Below are 14,787 nucleotides of genomic sequence, written 5' to 3'. Positions count from 1 at the left end.
TGCTGTCGACGCTACGCCAGCGGGCGTGCGGGACGCGTGGCTTCCCCCGTACGGGCCACCGGTCCTCCACGACTCCGCGGGATGGCCGAAGCTGTCAGATGTGAGCCTCCGGAGCACGCGGGTGAGCGGCCGCGCCACTGTCTGCCGCGTCACCGCCCGCCGCGCCGCTGCCCGCGTCGCCGCCCGCCGCGCCGCCGCCCGCCGCGTCGTGGACAGCTGCCGTGCCGTCCCAGCGCGCCCGCCGCATGTCGAGGCGCGGCACATGTCCCTCGGACGCGCGGCCCGCCTCCCGCAGCGGCGTGGCCTCCGCGCGGTAGTGGCCGAGCGCCCGCAGCTCGTGGCCCGGCAGCAGCCTGCCGTCCGCGCGCACCACACGCCACCACGGAACCGCGCCCCCGTAGAGGGCCATCACCCGGCCGACCTGCCGAGGGCCGCCCTCCTCCAGCCACTCGGCGACGTCCCCGTACGTCATCACCCGCCCCGGAGGGATCAGCTCCGCGACTTCCAGGACCCGCTCCGCGTACTCCGGGTACTCCGGAAGCCCCTGCTCCGGTCCGCTCTCCTCGCTCATCCGGTCCATCCTGCCGTACCCCACCGACACCGTGAGCGGCCCGCGACAGAGTGTGCGGTACGAGACAAACTGGAGCTCGGTGAACACTTTGCGCCCCCGCATTGCACCCTGATGCCCCCCTCTGTCGGTGGGGCATGCCACCATCGTGCGGGCGGTGACTGGTGATACGAGATCAAGAAGAGGCGACGGAGCAGCAGGATGTGCACCCCGATGAGACGGCGGGCACCCCTGCGGCCGAGGCGCACCCGGACACCGGTGGGCACTCCCTGAAGAAGCACGAGAAGCACGAGAAGTCCGAGAAGCGCGAGAAGTCCGCCTGGGACGAGGACGGGCGCCCCGCGGCCGAGCAGGACGCCCACGCCGCCTTCGTGCCCGAAGACCGTGCCGACGAGTGTGCCGACGACTGCGCCGACGGCGAGGGAGCTCACACCGACCGCGTCGCCGGTGACGAACCGCTGCTCGCCGCGCGCGTGCACCGTCCTTCGGACCTGATGCGGCTGCTCGTCGGCATCCTCGGGATCGCCGTCGTCCTCGCCATCGCCGCGTTCGCGCACGGCACGACGTCGGGGCTCGCCCAGGACATCGACAAGGGCACGGACCAGGCGCCCGACCTCCTGATCAAGTTCGCGGGCCTCACCGCGAGCATCGGCGTGCTGCTCGTGCCCGTCGCGTTCGCGATCGAGCGCCTGGTCAAACGGGACGGGCTGCGCATCGCCGACGGCGTCCTCGCGGCCGTCCTCGCGCACGGCGTGACGCTCGCCACCGACCTCTGGGTCGCCAAGGCCGCACCGGACTCCATCCAGGAGGCTCTGACCCGGCCGTCCCCCGGCGAGCTGCACGCGCTCACCGACCCGGTGCACGGCTATCTCGCGCCCGTCATCGCGTACATGACAGCGGTGGGGATGTCGCGACGACCACGTTGGCGGGTGGTCCTGTGGGTAGTGCTCCTGCTCGACGCCTTCACCATGCTGGTCACCGGCTACACGACGCCGTTCTCGATCATCCTGACGGTCCTGCTCGGCTGGAGCGTGGCCTACGGCACGCTGTACGCGGTCGGCTCCCCGAACGTCAGACCCACCGGCCAGACGCTGCTCGCCGGCCTGCGGCACGTCGGCTTCCGCCCGGTGAGCGCGGCCCGCGAGGACTCCCCGGACAGCGAGCACGGCGACCGGGGCCGCCGCTACTTCGTCACTCTTGAGGACGGCCCGCCCCTCGACGTCACGGTCATCGACCGCGAACAGCAGGCGCAGGGCTTCTTCTACCGCGTGTGGCGCAGGCTCACGCTGCGCGGCATCACCCAGCGCCGCAGCCTTCAGTCGCTGCGCCAGGCCCTGGAGCAGGAGGCCCTCCTGGCGTACGCGGCGATCGCGGCCGGGGCCAACGCACCCAAGCTGATCGCCACCTCCGAGCTCGGCCCCGACGCGGTGATCCTCGTCTACGAGCACACGGGTGGCCGCACCCTGGACTCCCTGCCGGACGATGTCATCACCGATGAGCTGCTGTGCGACACCTGGCGGCAGGTGCAGGCGCTCCAGTCGCGGCGGATCGCGCACCGCAGGCTCGCGGGCGACGCGATTTTGGTGGATCGTTCCGGCACGGTGATCCTGACCGACCTGCGGGGCGGTGAGATCGCCGCGGGCGACCTGGTCCTGCGGATGGACATCGCCCAGCTCCTGACCGCCTTCGGTCTTCGCGTGGGCGCCGAGCGCGCGGTCGCGACCGCGGTCGACGTGCTCGGCCCCGACACGGTCGCCGACTGTCTTCCGCTGCTCCAGCCCATCGCCCTGACCCGCTCCACCCGCGGGACCCTGCGCAAGCTGGCCAGGGAGCGGTCGCAGCGCGAGCGCGAGGCGGTCCTGGAGGCGTCCCGCAAGGACAAGCTGGCCCGCGCGGCGGAGGCGGACGACAGCGCCGCTGCGGAAGTGGCGGAGACCGTCGACGGTGCCAAGGCTCCCGACCGCAAGACCGTGCGCGCGGAGAAGCAGGCGGAGAAGCAGGCGATAGACGTCGCGCTCGAACAGGCCCGCGAGGAGGATCTGCTCACCCAGATCCGCCACCAAGTGCTGCTCATCCGGCCGCAGGCGCCCGTCGAGCCCGCTCAGCTGGAGCGGATCAGGCCGCGCACGCTCATCAGCTTCATCGCCGGTGCCATCGGCGCGTACTTCCTGCTGTCCCAGCTCACTCACGTGGACTTCAACACGATCATCGGCGAGGCCGAGTGGGGCTGGGTCGCCGTGGCCGTGGCGTGCTCGGCGCTGAGCTACTTCGCGGCGGCGATGAGCCTGCTCGGCTTCGTGCCGGAGCGTGTGCCGTTCCTGCGGGCCGTGCAGGCGCAGGTCGCCGGGTCGTTCGTGAAGATCGTGGCGCCCGCCGCGGTGGGCGGCGTCGCGCTCAACACGCGCTTCCTTCAGCGCTCCGGGGTGCGCTCCGGCCTCGCGGTGGCGAGCGTCGGGGCCTCGCAGCTGTTCGGGCTCGGCTCGCACATCATGCTGCTGATGATCTTCGGCTATGTGACCGGTACGGAGAAGACGCCGTCCCTGTCGCCGTCCCGGACCGTCATCGCCGGTCTCCTCTCGGTCGCGGTGCTCGTGCTCGTGGTGACCGCGATCCCCTTCCTGCGGAAGTTCGTGGTCACGCGCGTGCGGTCGCTGTTCGCGGGCGTCGTGCCGCGCATGCTCGACGTGCTGCAGCGCCCGCAGAAGCTGCTCACCGGCATCGGCGGCATGCTGCTCCTGACGCTCCTGTTCGTGCTCTGTCTCGACGCTTCGGTACGTGCCTTCAGCACTACGGAGATGAAGCCGCTGACCCTGGCCAGCGTCGCCGTGGTCTTCCTCGCCGGCAACGCGCTCGGCTCCGCGGCGCCCACGCCCGGCGGTGTCGGAGCGGTCGAGGCGACGCTCACCTTCGGTCTCATCGCGGTGGGCGTGCCCAAGGACGTCGCGGCGCCGGCCGTGCTTCTGTACCGGCTCCTGACGCTGTGGCTGCCGGTGCTTCCGGGGTGGCTGTTCTTCAACCACCTGACAAGGAAGGGCCTTCTTTAAAAAGGAAGGGCCTTCTTCAACAGAAGGACGCCTGTTCACGGAAGGCCGAGCCAGCCGTGCGCCCCGTCTGCGCCCCCCGCAGGATGGGGAACATGCCCAACCTCAAGGCGCGTGCCGCCGCCACCGTCGTCCTGCTGTCTGCGTCCCTCGCGGCCTGCGGCGGTGACGACTCCAAGGACTCCGAGGCCTCCAAGGACACAGACCTGGCGGCCCAGGAGCTCAGCTGGAAGGACTGCCGCGCACCCGCCGCGTCCGAAGGCGGAGGTGAGGCCCCGTCCCCGCTGCCAGGCGGCACCGCATGGCAGTGCGCCACCATGAAGGCTCCCCTCGACTGGGACAAGCTCAAGGGGGACACGCTCGACATCGCCCTGATCCGCGCCGCGGCGAGCGGCGAGAAGGGCCAGCGGATCGGCTCGCTCGTCTTCAACTTCGGTGGCCCCGGCGGCTCGGGCATCACCACGCTGCCCGCCTTCGGAGAGGACTACGCCAAGCTGCGCACCCGCTACGACCTGGTGAGCTTCGACCCGCGCGGCGTCGGCCGCAGCGCGGGCGTGAAGTGCGAGGACGACGAACAGCTCGACACGTACTTCCAGCAGGACTCCACGCCCGACGACGACGCCGAGCGCAAAAAGCTCGTCGACAACGTGAAGGGCTTCAACGGAGCCTGCGAGAAGAACTCCGGCGAGGTGCTCCCCCACGTACGCACCACCGACGCGGCCCGCGACATGGACCTGATGCGCCAGGTGCTCGGCGACGAGAAGCTGCACTACTTCGGCATCTCGTACGGCACCGAACTCGGCGGCGTCTACGCGCACTTGTTCCCCAAGAAGGTGGGCCGTGCCGTCTTCGACGCGGTCGTCGACCCCACCGAGACGGCGGAGGAGGGCTCGCTCGGCCAGGCCGAGGGCTTCCAGCTCGCGCTCGACAACTACGCCAAGGACTGCACGTCGAAGGTCGCCGACTGCCCCGTCGGAGACACGGAGCAGGACGTCAAGGACAAGATCGCAAAGCTCCTCAAGAACCTGGACGCCAAGCCGCTGCCCGCCATCGCCCCGCGGGAACTGACACAGACCGCCGCCACGAACGGCATCGCGCAGGCGCTGTACTCCGAGGACTTCTGGCCGTATCTCACCGAGGGCCTCGACGAGGCGTACGACGGCGACGGCAAGATCCTGATGGCGCTCTCCGACTCCATGAACGGCCGCAACCAGGACGGTACGTACAGCAACATCCAGGCCGCCAACATCTCCATCAACTGCGCGGACGACAAGGCGCGCTACACGCCGGAGTACGTCGAGGAGAAGCTCCCCGGGTTCCGTGAGGCGTCGCCGCTGTTCGGCGACTATCTGGCGTGGGGCATGGTCGGCTGCACCGACTGGGCGGTGGACGGCGCCGCCGAGCACCCGGACGTCAGCGCGCCTGCCGCGCCACCCATCGTCGTCATCGGCAACACGGGCGACCCTGCCACGCCGTACGAGGGTGCGAAGAAGATGGCGGACGCGCTGGGCAAGGGCGTCGGCGTCGAGCTGACGTACAAGGGCCAGGGGCACGGGGCCTACGACAGCAAGAACAAGTGCGTGCGGAACGCGGTGAACGGCTATCTGCTGGACGGCACGGTGCCGAAGGAGGGCACGGTCTGCTCGTGACGTGGTGAGGGCCACCCGGGGCGCCCCGGATCACTGTCGGTGGGCCCGCCTACTATGGCTTGACTGTCTTCCGAGGGGGGAAGCGTTCCATGCCGCGTTTCGTACGGTCAGCAGCTCTGGCCGCCGCAGGGGTTCTGGTGGCCGGGCTCGCCGTCGGCTGCGGTGGTTCCGAAGGCGACGGGGGCAAGGACGACGCGAAGCCCGCGCCGACCGGACCCGAGCAGTCGCCGAAGCCCGACCCCTCCTCCACCCTGCCCGCCTCGCTCACCACCCAGAAGCTCGACTGGGGCGGCTGCAAGGCGACCGGAAGCGACCCCGCGCCCGGCTCCGAGTGGCAGTGCTCGACCCTCAAGGTCCCCTTGGACTACGCGAAGCCGGACGGCGAGACGATCGACGTCGCGCTGATACGCGCCAGGTCCACCGGCGAGGGCAAGCGCATCGGCTCGCTCCTGTTCAACTTCGGCGGACCCGGCGGCTCCGGCGTCTCCATGCTGCCGTCGTTCGCGGACATGTACGACACGCTGCGCGAGCGGTACGACCTGGTGAGCTTCGACCCGCGCGGCGTGGCCGGCAGCGAGGGCGTGCGCTGCCGCAGCGACAAGGAGACGCAGGCCGCGGAGTCCGTCGACCTCACCCCGGACACTCCGGCCGAGGAAGCGGCGTACTTCAAGGACGCGGCCGACTTCGGCGCGGGCTGCGAGCGGAACGCGGGCAAGCTGCTCGACCACGTCTCGACGGTCGAGGCGGCCAAGGACATGGACGTGCTGCGCCAGGTGCTCGGCGACGAGAAGCTGCACTACATGGGCATCTCGTACGGCACCGAACTGGGCGGCACGTACGCCCACTTGTTCCCCAAGAAAGTGGGACGCCTCACCCTGGACGCGGTCGTCGACCCGAGCGCTGACTCGGTGGGCCACGCCAAGAACCAGGCGCGGGGCTTCCAGCGCGCCCTGGAGAACTACCTGAAGTCCTCGGGCCAGGACCCGAAGGCGGGCTCGCAGAAGATAGTGCGCCTCCTGAAGCGGCTCGACGCCGAGCCGCTGCCCGGGGCGGGCGAACGGAAGCTCACCCAGTCCCTGGCGCTCACGGGCATCACGGTCACCCTCTACAGCAAGCAGAGCTGGCCCGCCCTGACCCGCGGCCTCGAGCAGGCCGAAAAGGGCGACGGCTCGGCACTGCTGCAGATGGCCGACGCCTACAACGAGCGGGACGAATCCGGGCGTTACAGCACGCAGAGCCACTCGCAGCGCTCGATCTCCTGCCGCGACGGCAAGGCACGGACGACGCCCGCGGAGGCGAAGGCGCAGCTGGCCGACTTCCGCGAGATGTCGCCGGTCTTCGGCGAGTTCATGGGCTGGGACACGGCGGGCTGGTGCCATTCCTGGCCGGTGGCCGGGCTGCACGACTCCCCCGATGTCTCCGCCCCCGACGCGGACCCGATCCTGGTGGTCGGCAACACCGGAGACCCGGCGACGCCCTACGAGGGTGCGCAGAAGATGGCCGACGAGCTCGGCAAGGGCGTCGGCGTGATGCTGACCTGGAAGGGCGAGGGCCACGGCGCGTACGGCATGGGCAGCGACTGCGTGGACGACACGGTCGACGCCTACCTCCTGAACGGGAAGGCCCCGAAGGACGGCAAGGTCTGCGAGAACTAACATTCCACCAACGGCGATGGGGCCCGCACCTTGAAGGTGCGGGCCCCATCTCCGTTCAGGCGCTTCAGGCGCTACGCCTAGTAGACCGGCTTCTCGGGCTCGATCTGGTTGACCCAGCCGATCACGCCGCCGCCCACGTGCACCGCGTCGCTGAAGCCCGCGGACTTCAGCACGGCGAGGACCTCCGCGGACCGGACACCCGTCTTGCAGTGCAAGACGATCTTCTTGTCCTGCGGAAGGCTCTCCAGGGCGGTGCCCATGAGGAACTCGTTCTTGGGGATCAGCTTGGCGCCGGGGATCGAGACGATCTCGTACTCGTTCTGCTCGCGCACGTCGATGATCTCGATCTTCTCGTCCGCGTCGATCATCTCCTTGAGCTGCTTGGGAGTGATCGTCGCGCCGAGCGCCGCCTCCTGGGCCTCGTCCGACACGACGCCGCAGAAGGCCTCGTAGTCGATGAGCTCCGTGACGGTGGCGTTCGGGCCGCAGACCGCGCAGTCCGGATCCTTGCGGACCTTGACCTGGCGGTACTGCATCTCCAGGGCGTCGTAGATCATCAGGCGGCCGACCAGCGGGTCGCCCACGCCGGCCAGGACCTTGATCGCCTCGGTGACCTGGATGGAGCCGATCGACGCGCAGAGCACGCCGAGCACGCCGCCCTCGGCGCAGGACGGGACCATGCCGGGGGGCGGGGGCTCCGGGTAGAGGCAGCGGTAGCACGGGCCGTGCTCGCTCCAGAAGACGGACGCCTGGCCGTCGAAGCGGTAGATCGAACCCCAGACGTACGGCTTGTTGAGCAGTACGCAGGCGTCGTTGACCAGGTAACGCGTGGCGAAGTTGTCCGTGCCGTCGACGATCAGGTCGTACTGGCTGAAGATGTCCATCACGTTCTCGGCCTCGAGCCGCTCTTCGTGGAGGATCACGTTCACGTACGGGTTGATGCCGAGGACCGAGTCCTTCGCCGACGCCGCCTTGGAGCGGCCGATGTCGGCCTGGCTGTGGATGATCTGGCGCTGCAGGTTCGACTCGTCGACCTCGTCGAACTCCACGATGCCGAGCGTGCCGACGCCCGCCGCGGCGAGGTACATCAGCGCCGGTGACCCGAGGCCGCCGGCGCCGACACACAGCACCTTGGCGTTCTTCAGCCGCTTCTGCCCGTCCATCCCGACATCGGGGATGATCAGGTGGCGGGAGTACCTGCGAACCTCGTCGACGGTGAGCTCAGATGCTGGCTCGACCAGGGGTGGCAGCGACACGGGGACTCCGTTGGTCGGTATTTCGGAACAGTTGTTCTGCGTGTAACACTGCCACGCCCTTCTTCATTCCGAGACACCCGTTCCGATACGCGAGACGATTTCGTCCCAGTACCCGGGCATCGATTCCCACGGGTCGTCCGCTCCCCCGCCGTCCACCCGGTCGGTGAAGTAGATCGTCGAGGCGCCCTGCCAGCGTGCGATGCGCAGCGCCTCGTCGAGATGGCCGCGCGGCATGCCGTGCACGAAGTGGCAGAAGCGCTCGGGAGGGTAGTCGGCGGTCCACTCGGCCACCTGTGACCAGCGGTAATCGCTCCAGGGGCCGGAGAACGTCACCAACTGGTCGGCGGATTCGGCGTATCCGGGATACGGATGGGTGCCGTGCCCCAGGACGATGTGCGCGTCGTCGCAGAGCGCGCGCAGCGTCATCACCGTCCTGCGCACCTCCGGCAGCGCCGCCCGCTCCGTGGGACAGCGGTCCAGGGAGAAGCCGTCGACCTGATACCAGTCGAGGTAGCGGTGCGCGTCCGAGATCAGCTCTCCGAAGGAGCGGGCGCCGTACATCACGTCGAGGTGACCGAGAACACGCACGCCCGCATTCCGCAGCCGCCCCGCCGCCTCCAGGCAGTGCGGGTCGGGCCTGTCCCCCGGCCCTCTGCTCACGTTCAGGACGACCCAGTGCAAGGGTGTGGCCGGCCGGGTGAGTTCGGACCATTCGGCGGGCGCGACGAGGGGGTGCGCGAAGCCCGGGATACCGAAGCCGAGTCGTACGTCGGTGTGTGCGGTGCCTGTGGCTGTGCTGGTCAGATGCGGCATGCCGCCTCCATCCAGATGTCGGCGAGTGATTCTTCGAGGTTGATCCGGGGGCGCCAGCCGAGCCGGTCGCGCGCGGTGCGCACGTCGGCCTGCTGCCAGCTGCCGCACCCGTCGGGGTAGGGGTAGGCGGCCGGGCTCCCGTGGTCGGATTCGGCGCGGGGGTGCCCGATGGATTGCCTCAGGGCCCCTTGGTCGAGCTCGTGCAGGGCTCCGCCGTACCCGGCGACGCGCGCCAGGACAGCCGCCGCGTCACGCAGCCGCACGGCTCGGCCCGCGCCGATGTTCACGATCCCCTGGGCGGCGGAGAGCGAGGCGGCGTGCACGGCGCGCGCCACGTCGCGTACGTCGATGAAGTCCCGCTGCACACCGAGGCCCCCGAGCTTGAGCTCGCCGTCACCGGCTTGCATGGCCCGCCGCATGGCCTCGGCGAGCCGCCCGAGCGGCGATCCTGCCGGGGTGCCGGGCCCGGCGGGCGAGAACACCCGCAGGACGACCGCGTCGAGGCCGGCCCCGAGGACCAGCTCGGTGGCCGCGAGCTTGCTGACGCCGTACGGTCCACCGGGCCTGGGCACGGCGTCCTCTGCGGTGGAGGACCCCGGCTGGCTCGGCCCGTACTCGGCACCGCACCCCAGCTGCACGAGCCGCGCCCCGCATCCGCTGCGGCGCAGGGCCTCGCAGATGGTGGCGACGGCGACGGTGTTGTGCCGGGTCAGCTCGCGGGCGCCGCCGCGGGTGGCTCCCGCGCAGTTGATGATGACGCCCGGGTGCACGGCGTCCAGGAAGCGGGTGAGCGCGCCGGGGCTGCCGCTCGCGAGGTCGAACCGTACGTCCGAGTCGTCGCCGCGGCCGAGCGCGGTGAGCTGCACCGCCGGGTCGGCGAGCAGCCGGTCGGCGACGAACCGGCCGAGGTATCCGTTGGCTCCGATCAGCAGCACCCTCATCGGGCGGCTCCCGACTTGGATTCTCGGATGCTGGGGGTGCTCATCTGGCGTTCTCCTTCAGGGGGTTGCCGTAATTCACGGGGTAAGGCCCGCGGTGTCGGCCCCGCGGGAGAGAGAGTTTGCGAATGGGGCCCGGAAGATTTCGCATGGGGCCAGGGACTTCTGGCGGGGCGCATCCTCAGGGCGCCCCGTCGCCGTGCGCGGAGGCCCGGCTGAGCACGCGCAGGGAGTGGAGCAACAGCACGCCCGCGGCGGCGCCGCACGCGACGACCGGTACGACACCGGGCCCCCAGGCCCGGACCGCCGCCTCCACCGGCGCCGCCGACCACGCGCACCCGGGCAGGCGCCCCGCGAACACGGAGGCGAGCGAGACCGCCTCCACCGCACCCGCGGCCCCCAGCATCAGCAGGGGCGCGCGCGTGAACCCGTACGAGGAGAGCAGCCGGGAAAGCAGCAGCAGCGCGCCGAGCGACCCGGCCCCGGCGGAGGCAGACACGCCATGGACGGCCCCGGCCCCCACGAGCAGGGCCCCCAGGGCGCACACGTACAGCGCGACGACGCCCAGCAGCAACGGCCGCACGGCGGAGGTGAATTCGGCGAGGCCCCGGCTGAGCGAAAGCCGTCGCCGTGCCCCCACGGCGAACAGCCGCGCGCACCACACCGCGGGCGCCACGGCGAGCGAGAGCCCCAGTGCCGCGGCGGTCGACGGCGCCCAGGGTCCTTCGGGCCCGCCCGAGACGGCGGCCCGCATCAGCCCGTCGCCGAAGAGGGCGTACGCGACGAGAAAGCACAGCCACGCGCGCGTGGCCGGCGCGACAGGGTGCGCGGAACGCAGCGGACCGTACCGAAGGGCCACCTGGAGCGCGACGGCCACGGCGAGTGCTCCGCCGAGCCCCACCGCGTACCGCGCGCGCCCCTCGCTCAGCTCGATCCCCACGGCGGCGAGGCCGCAGGCCACACCCGGCAGCAGGGCGAACAGCGCCCATCCGGCGGGCACTTCGGGGGCTCCGCGCGAGGGGAGGGCCACGGAGGCGCCGCGGTCCTCCTCGTCGCGCGGCACGCGCGCGTACATCTCCTCGGCGAGTGCGAACACGTCCCGGTGCCTGAAGCGTGCGGCGGTCCGATCGGTCACTCCGTGCGCCTCCAGCCCCGCCGCGATCTCCAGCGGGTCGACGGCGCGCTCGCACAGCTCCCGGTGCCGGTGCATCAGCGCCTTCACGGGGTCCGCCGCACCGCGCCGCGCGGGCTTGGCACCCGCTCCGGCACCACCGCCAGGACCCCGCCAGGCCGCGGGCTCCCGCACCAGGGCCGCGTCTGCGACCAGTTCCTCCGACCGCGCGTCCCACCCGCCCGGGCTCTCCGGAGCCCGTGGCGCGTCCACCTGCTGCTCCTTGCTCATACGCCCGCCCCCTTCAACCGCTCCGGTCCGTCAGCTCCGTCAGCCTCTTGCGCCCAGCTGGGCGCGCCACCCGAGCCCGCGTCCCCGCCGCCGCCCGCGGCGACAGCCCAGCGCCCCGGCATGTACGCCTCCGCCGGATGACCGAAGGGCACCGGCTCGCCCGCGTCGTCGACCGCCTCCCTGCGCACCGGACAGTGCGAGACGATCTCCAGGTAGATGCCGCGAAAGGCTTCGGTGTTCTGCTCCACGGTGAACAGTTCGAGCGCCCGCGCACGCGCCGCCGCCCCGAGCCGCTCGCGCCGCCCGGCGTCGCGCAGCAGCGCCACGCACGCCTCCGCGAGCGCCCGCGGATTGCGCGGCGGCACCACGAGCCCGGTGCCGCCGATGACCTCGACGACCGCGCCGACATCCGTGGAGACCGTCGCGCGCCCGCAGAACATCGCCTCGACCAGGCTGATCGGGAACCCCTCGACGACGCTCGAAAGGACGACGACACTCCCCGCGGCGTACGCGTCCGCGAGCTCGGGCGTCTCGGGCGCGCCGATCTCCTCGAAGGACACGGGGTTGTCGCCGACGGCGTGCGCGCCCGTCGCCTCATCCGGGAAGAGCTGCGCGGCGAGCGTCCTGCAGTGCGCGAGGTACGCGCCCGCTTCCGGGTCATCCCCGGGGGCCCCGACGATGCGCAGCCGCGCCTTCGGCTCCTCCTTGCGGACCTCCGCGAAGGCGTGGAGCAGGGAGATCAGGTCCTTGGCCGGCTCGATGCGCCCGATCCAGAGGAGGGTGTCGGGGTCACCCGGGTCCTCCCGCTCGCCGACCTCCGCGAAGCGGGAAGCCTCCATGCCCGGATACACCGTGCGCAGCTTCGCCCGCTCGGCTCCGCACCGCTCCTGCCAGCGGCGGGCGTGCGTGTTGCCGGGGGTGATGATCTTGGCCTGGCGGTACACCTCGGCGGCGAGCCTGCCGTGGAAGGAGGTGAGCAGGGCCCGCGCCGGCGCACTCAGCGCCTCGTCTCCGGTCGCGAGGTAGTGCGCCCGCAATTGCACGCCGTACTCGGTGACCAGGAGCGGCACTCCGGAGAAGTGCTGGGCGAGGAGACCGGGGAGCGCCGCCGGGCCGCCGGACGTGGCGTGGCACAGGTCCGCCGCGCCGAGGGCGTCGTCCCCGTACCAGTCGAGGGAGAGCGGGCGCAGGGCGCGCTCCAGGAGGCCCGCCACGGTGAGCAGGTCGGGTACTCGTGCGGCGCGGGCGGCGCGGAGTGCGCCCGGCGCGCGGCACGCACCCTCCAGGGCGCGCACGGCGGCTTCGGAGCGCAGTGCGGCGACGAGGCCGCCGTGGTCCCTCGCGAGTTCGGCGAGGCCGTAGAGCGCACTGCCGAAACGGTCCGCCAACGCGTCAGGAGGAGCAGAGGATCCCGCCGCCCCCGAGTCGCACACCGCCGCGGCCAGTTCGCCGAAGCACTCCGCGAAGCGCCGCCGCGCGCGCCGTCCGTACCCGGCTCCGAGGGCGATCCCCTCGTCGACGCTCCCGTCGACGGTCCACAGGGGCGCCGTCCGCACCCGGTTCACCTGGTGCGGCAGCTCGATCCAGCCCTGCGCCTCCTGCCGCTCGCTGCGGCTGAGGGCGTAGATGTCGAATTCGTGCTGCCCGAGCCCGCGCACGAGCCGGTCGCACCAGAGCCTGGCCTCACCGCTCACATACGGATAGCCACCCTCCGTAAGCAGTCCGATGCGCACGCGTACACCCCCGATCTCCCATGTGGAGAGCCGCCGTTGGACCCGGTGGCTCGCAGCGGGACGAACGTATGCGGACATGCCGGTGGCGTGATGGACGGTTGTCCATCACGCCACCAAAAGGGGTGAACGGCAGTAACTTTCCCGCACCGGTAGCGTTCTGTCGCGCTATGGCGCTCGGAGAGCGCTCTTTAGCTACGCAGAGTCAAGCTGCGGCCAGCTCCCGTCGGGGCGCGGGCTCAACTCTTGGGGAACGCCCAGGGGTTGGCCTTGCACTTGATTCCGTCGTGGTCGAGGAACTTCGTCTGCTGCTGCATGACCGGCGCGAGCTGGCCGTCCTTCGTGCAGTCCGTGTGGTTGAAGCCGAGCCGGTGACCGACCTCGTGATTGATCAGCATCTGCCGGTACGGATGGATGCGGTCGCCGTAAGTCTTGGCGCCCTGCGCCCATCGATAGGCGTTGATCATCACGCGGTCCGTGGCGGCGGAGTCGCAGGAGACGTTCTGCTGCATGGTGTCGAGCCCGGATTTCGCGCACCATTTCGCGGTCGTCCCGGGGCTGGCGAGCGTGATGACGAAGTCGGGATGCCCCGAAGAGATCCGCTCGAACGTCCGGCCTCCGCCGTGCGCCCAGCTCCGGTCGTCGTTCAGGGTCTTCTGCACGGCCGACGCGAACAGCTCGCCGTCCAGGCCCATCCCCTTCTCGACGTCGACGCGGTAGCGGAACAACTGCCCCTTGCCCGGCGCCTTGTCGAACCCGGCCATCGCGTCGAAGTCGCCGGACGCCGTGAGCTTGGCGTCGAGCGGGTACTTCTTCGCCATCTTCGTCTCGTACGTCGCCGGGGCGGACTCGGGAGGCGTGGGGCGCTCGTCCGACCGGGACGCGTCCTCGGCCGCTTCCCTGCCCTCCTGGCCCTTCGCGGCCTGCGTTCGGGGAGCAGAATCCTTTGGCCCGTCGGTCACTTGGCCGGCCACGACGACCGCGAGGACGGTGGTGACAGCGGCGGCGGCGATCCCGGTGAAGGTACGGCCCTTGCCGCCTCCCTTGCCGCCATCGGCGCCTTCGGCATCTTCGGCGTCGCCGACCGTGATGCCGCCGGGGCCGTCGAACCCATCGGCTCCGTCGACCCCGTCAGTCCCGGCAGCTCCGTCGGCTCCGTCGGACCAGAGCCCTCCCCGCGCCTTCTCGTCCTCGTCGACCGAGCGGTCCCAGTCGGTGACGGAGGCGTACGGGTCCCGGGGCGGGCCCCCGGCCGACATGGGCGAGGGACGGCTCGCGCCGCCCCCGAAGAGGTCATCGTCGGCGAATTCGCCGCTGAACGCGTCCACGTACTCGCGGCGTGGCCCCGGCGTGTGGGGCGGCGCGGGCCGCGCTCCCGGCGCCCCGTAGGCAGCGCCCATCCGCGGCCCGGATCCCCACGCCCCGCCCGGCTCACGCTGCTCGGGGTGCCCGCCACGGACATGCGGCGTGCCGTGCGGCGGGGTGGCCTGGGGCGTGCCGTGCGACGGAGTGGCCTGCGGGACACCATGCGGCGGAGTTGCCTGGGGGACGCCGTGCGCGGGCGTGCCGGCGTCGCCCGGGGCACGCCTGCGGCGTCCCGTGCCGGGGCCAGGCGGGCGCGCGCCCTGCTGTGGCGGTATGTCGTTGGTGTTCGTATTGCCCGTGTTGCCCGTGCTGCCCGTGTTGTCTGCGAGGTCGGCCGAACCCCGGCGGCTATGACGTCCCACTCGCCGCC

General features: G+C 71.4%; 10 protein-coding genes. 3 read left to right on the top strand and 7 right to left on the bottom strand.

Annotated features, from left to right (window positions below; genetic code table 11):
* Positions 1-94: 94 nt before the first annotated feature.
* Positions 95-571: an MGMT family protein gene (locus tag ACWGI2_RS19435; protein ID WP_453696506.1), complete on the bottom strand. Its 477-nt coding sequence runs from the start codon at positions 569-571 to the stop codon at positions 95-97.
* A gap of 161 nt (positions 572-732) precedes the next feature.
* On the opposite strand from ACWGI2_RS19435, the gene ACWGI2_RS19430 reads away from it, so the two are divergent.
* The 3 genes from ACWGI2_RS19430 (at position 733) to ACWGI2_RS19420 (ending at position 6,913) form a co-directional block, all read left to right on the top strand.
* Positions 733-3,612, top strand: a complete 2,880-nt coding sequence (locus ACWGI2_RS19430; protein ID WP_453696504.1) for a flippase-like domain-containing protein — start codon at positions 733-735, stop codon at positions 3,610-3,612.
* Positions 3,613-3,704: 92 nt separating this feature from the next.
* Positions 3,705-5,258 (top strand): alpha/beta hydrolase, encoded by a 1,554-nt coding sequence (locus ACWGI2_RS19425; RefSeq protein WP_453696503.1) that lies wholly within the window; start codon positions 3,705-3,707, stop codon positions 5,256-5,258.
* A gap of 89 nt (positions 5,259-5,347) precedes the next feature.
* Positions 5,348-6,913, top strand: coding sequence for an alpha/beta hydrolase (locus tag ACWGI2_RS19420; RefSeq protein WP_453696502.1), 1,566 nt, complete (start codon positions 5,348-5,350; stop codon positions 6,911-6,913).
* 77 nt (positions 6,914-6,990) lie between these two features.
* On the opposite strand, the gene moeZ is transcribed toward ACWGI2_RS19420, so the two are convergent.
* From moeZ to ACWGI2_RS19390, 6 genes are all read right to left on the bottom strand, one after another.
* A complete protein-coding gene (gene moeZ, locus ACWGI2_RS19415) occupies positions 6,991-8,169 on the bottom strand; it encodes an adenylyltransferase/sulfurtransferase MoeZ (protein WP_399395018.1) in 1,179 nt (392 codons plus the stop codon).
* A 63-nt stretch (positions 8,170-8,232) separates the two neighbouring features.
* Entirely contained in the window at positions 8,233-8,982 is a 750-nt protein-coding gene (locus ACWGI2_RS19410) for a spherulation-specific family 4 protein (RefSeq protein ID WP_453696501.1), read from the bottom strand.
* A complete protein-coding gene (locus ACWGI2_RS19405) occupies positions 8,970-9,923 on the bottom strand; it encodes an NAD-dependent epimerase/dehydratase family protein (protein ID WP_453696499.1) in 954 nt (317 codons plus the stop codon). The genes ACWGI2_RS19410 and ACWGI2_RS19405 overlap by 13 nt, the downstream gene beginning before the upstream one ends.
* 178 nt (positions 9,924-10,101) lie before the next feature.
* Positions 10,102-11,322 carry a hypothetical protein gene (locus ACWGI2_RS19400; RefSeq protein ID WP_453397809.1) on the bottom strand — a complete coding sequence of 407 codons (1,221 nt, stop codon included), beginning with the start codon at positions 11,320-11,322 and terminating at the stop codon, positions 10,102-10,104.
* Positions 11,319-13,055, bottom strand: coding sequence for a DUF3492 domain-containing protein (locus ACWGI2_RS19395; protein ID WP_453696498.1), 1,737 nt, complete (start codon positions 13,053-13,055; stop codon positions 11,319-11,321). The genes ACWGI2_RS19400 and ACWGI2_RS19395 overlap by 4 nt, the downstream gene beginning before the upstream one ends.
* Before the next feature lie 236 nt (positions 13,056-13,291).
* Complete coding sequence (locus tag ACWGI2_RS19390) at positions 13,292-14,779, bottom strand: DUF3152 domain-containing protein (RefSeq protein ID WP_453696496.1); 1,488 nt, start codon at positions 14,777-14,779, stop codon at positions 13,292-13,294.
* Between the last annotated feature and the right edge of the window lie 8 nt (positions 14,780-14,787).

The sequence above is a fragment of the Streptomyces sp. NPDC054866 genome (genome assembly GCF_053610745.1).
Note: the sequence above shows the minus strand (reverse complement) of the source record. Positions and strands in the feature narration are given on the sequence as shown.

Coding starts and splice junctions, on each gene's coding strand:
- ACWGI2_RS19405 (WP_453696499.1), bottom strand. CDS start 9,923: ATGAGGGTGCTGCTGATCGGAGCCAACGGATACCTCGGCCGGTTCGTC.
- ACWGI2_RS19400 (WP_453397809.1), bottom strand. CDS start 11,322: ATGAGCAAGGAGCAGCAGGTGGACGCGCCACGGGCTCCGGAGAGCCCG.
- ACWGI2_RS19420 (WP_453696502.1), top strand. CDS start 5,348: ATGCCGCGTTTCGTACGGTCAGCAGCTCTGGCCGCCGCAGGGGTTCTG.
- ACWGI2_RS19435 (WP_453696506.1), bottom strand. CDS start 571: ATGAGCGAGGAGAGCGGACCGGAGCAGGGGCTTCCGGAGTACCCGGAG.
- ACWGI2_RS19410 (WP_453696501.1), bottom strand. CDS start 8,982: ATGCCGCATCTGACCAGCACAGCCACAGGCACCGCACACACCGACGTA.
- ACWGI2_RS19425 (WP_453696503.1), top strand. CDS start 3,705: ATGCCCAACCTCAAGGCGCGTGCCGCCGCCACCGTCGTCCTGCTGTCT.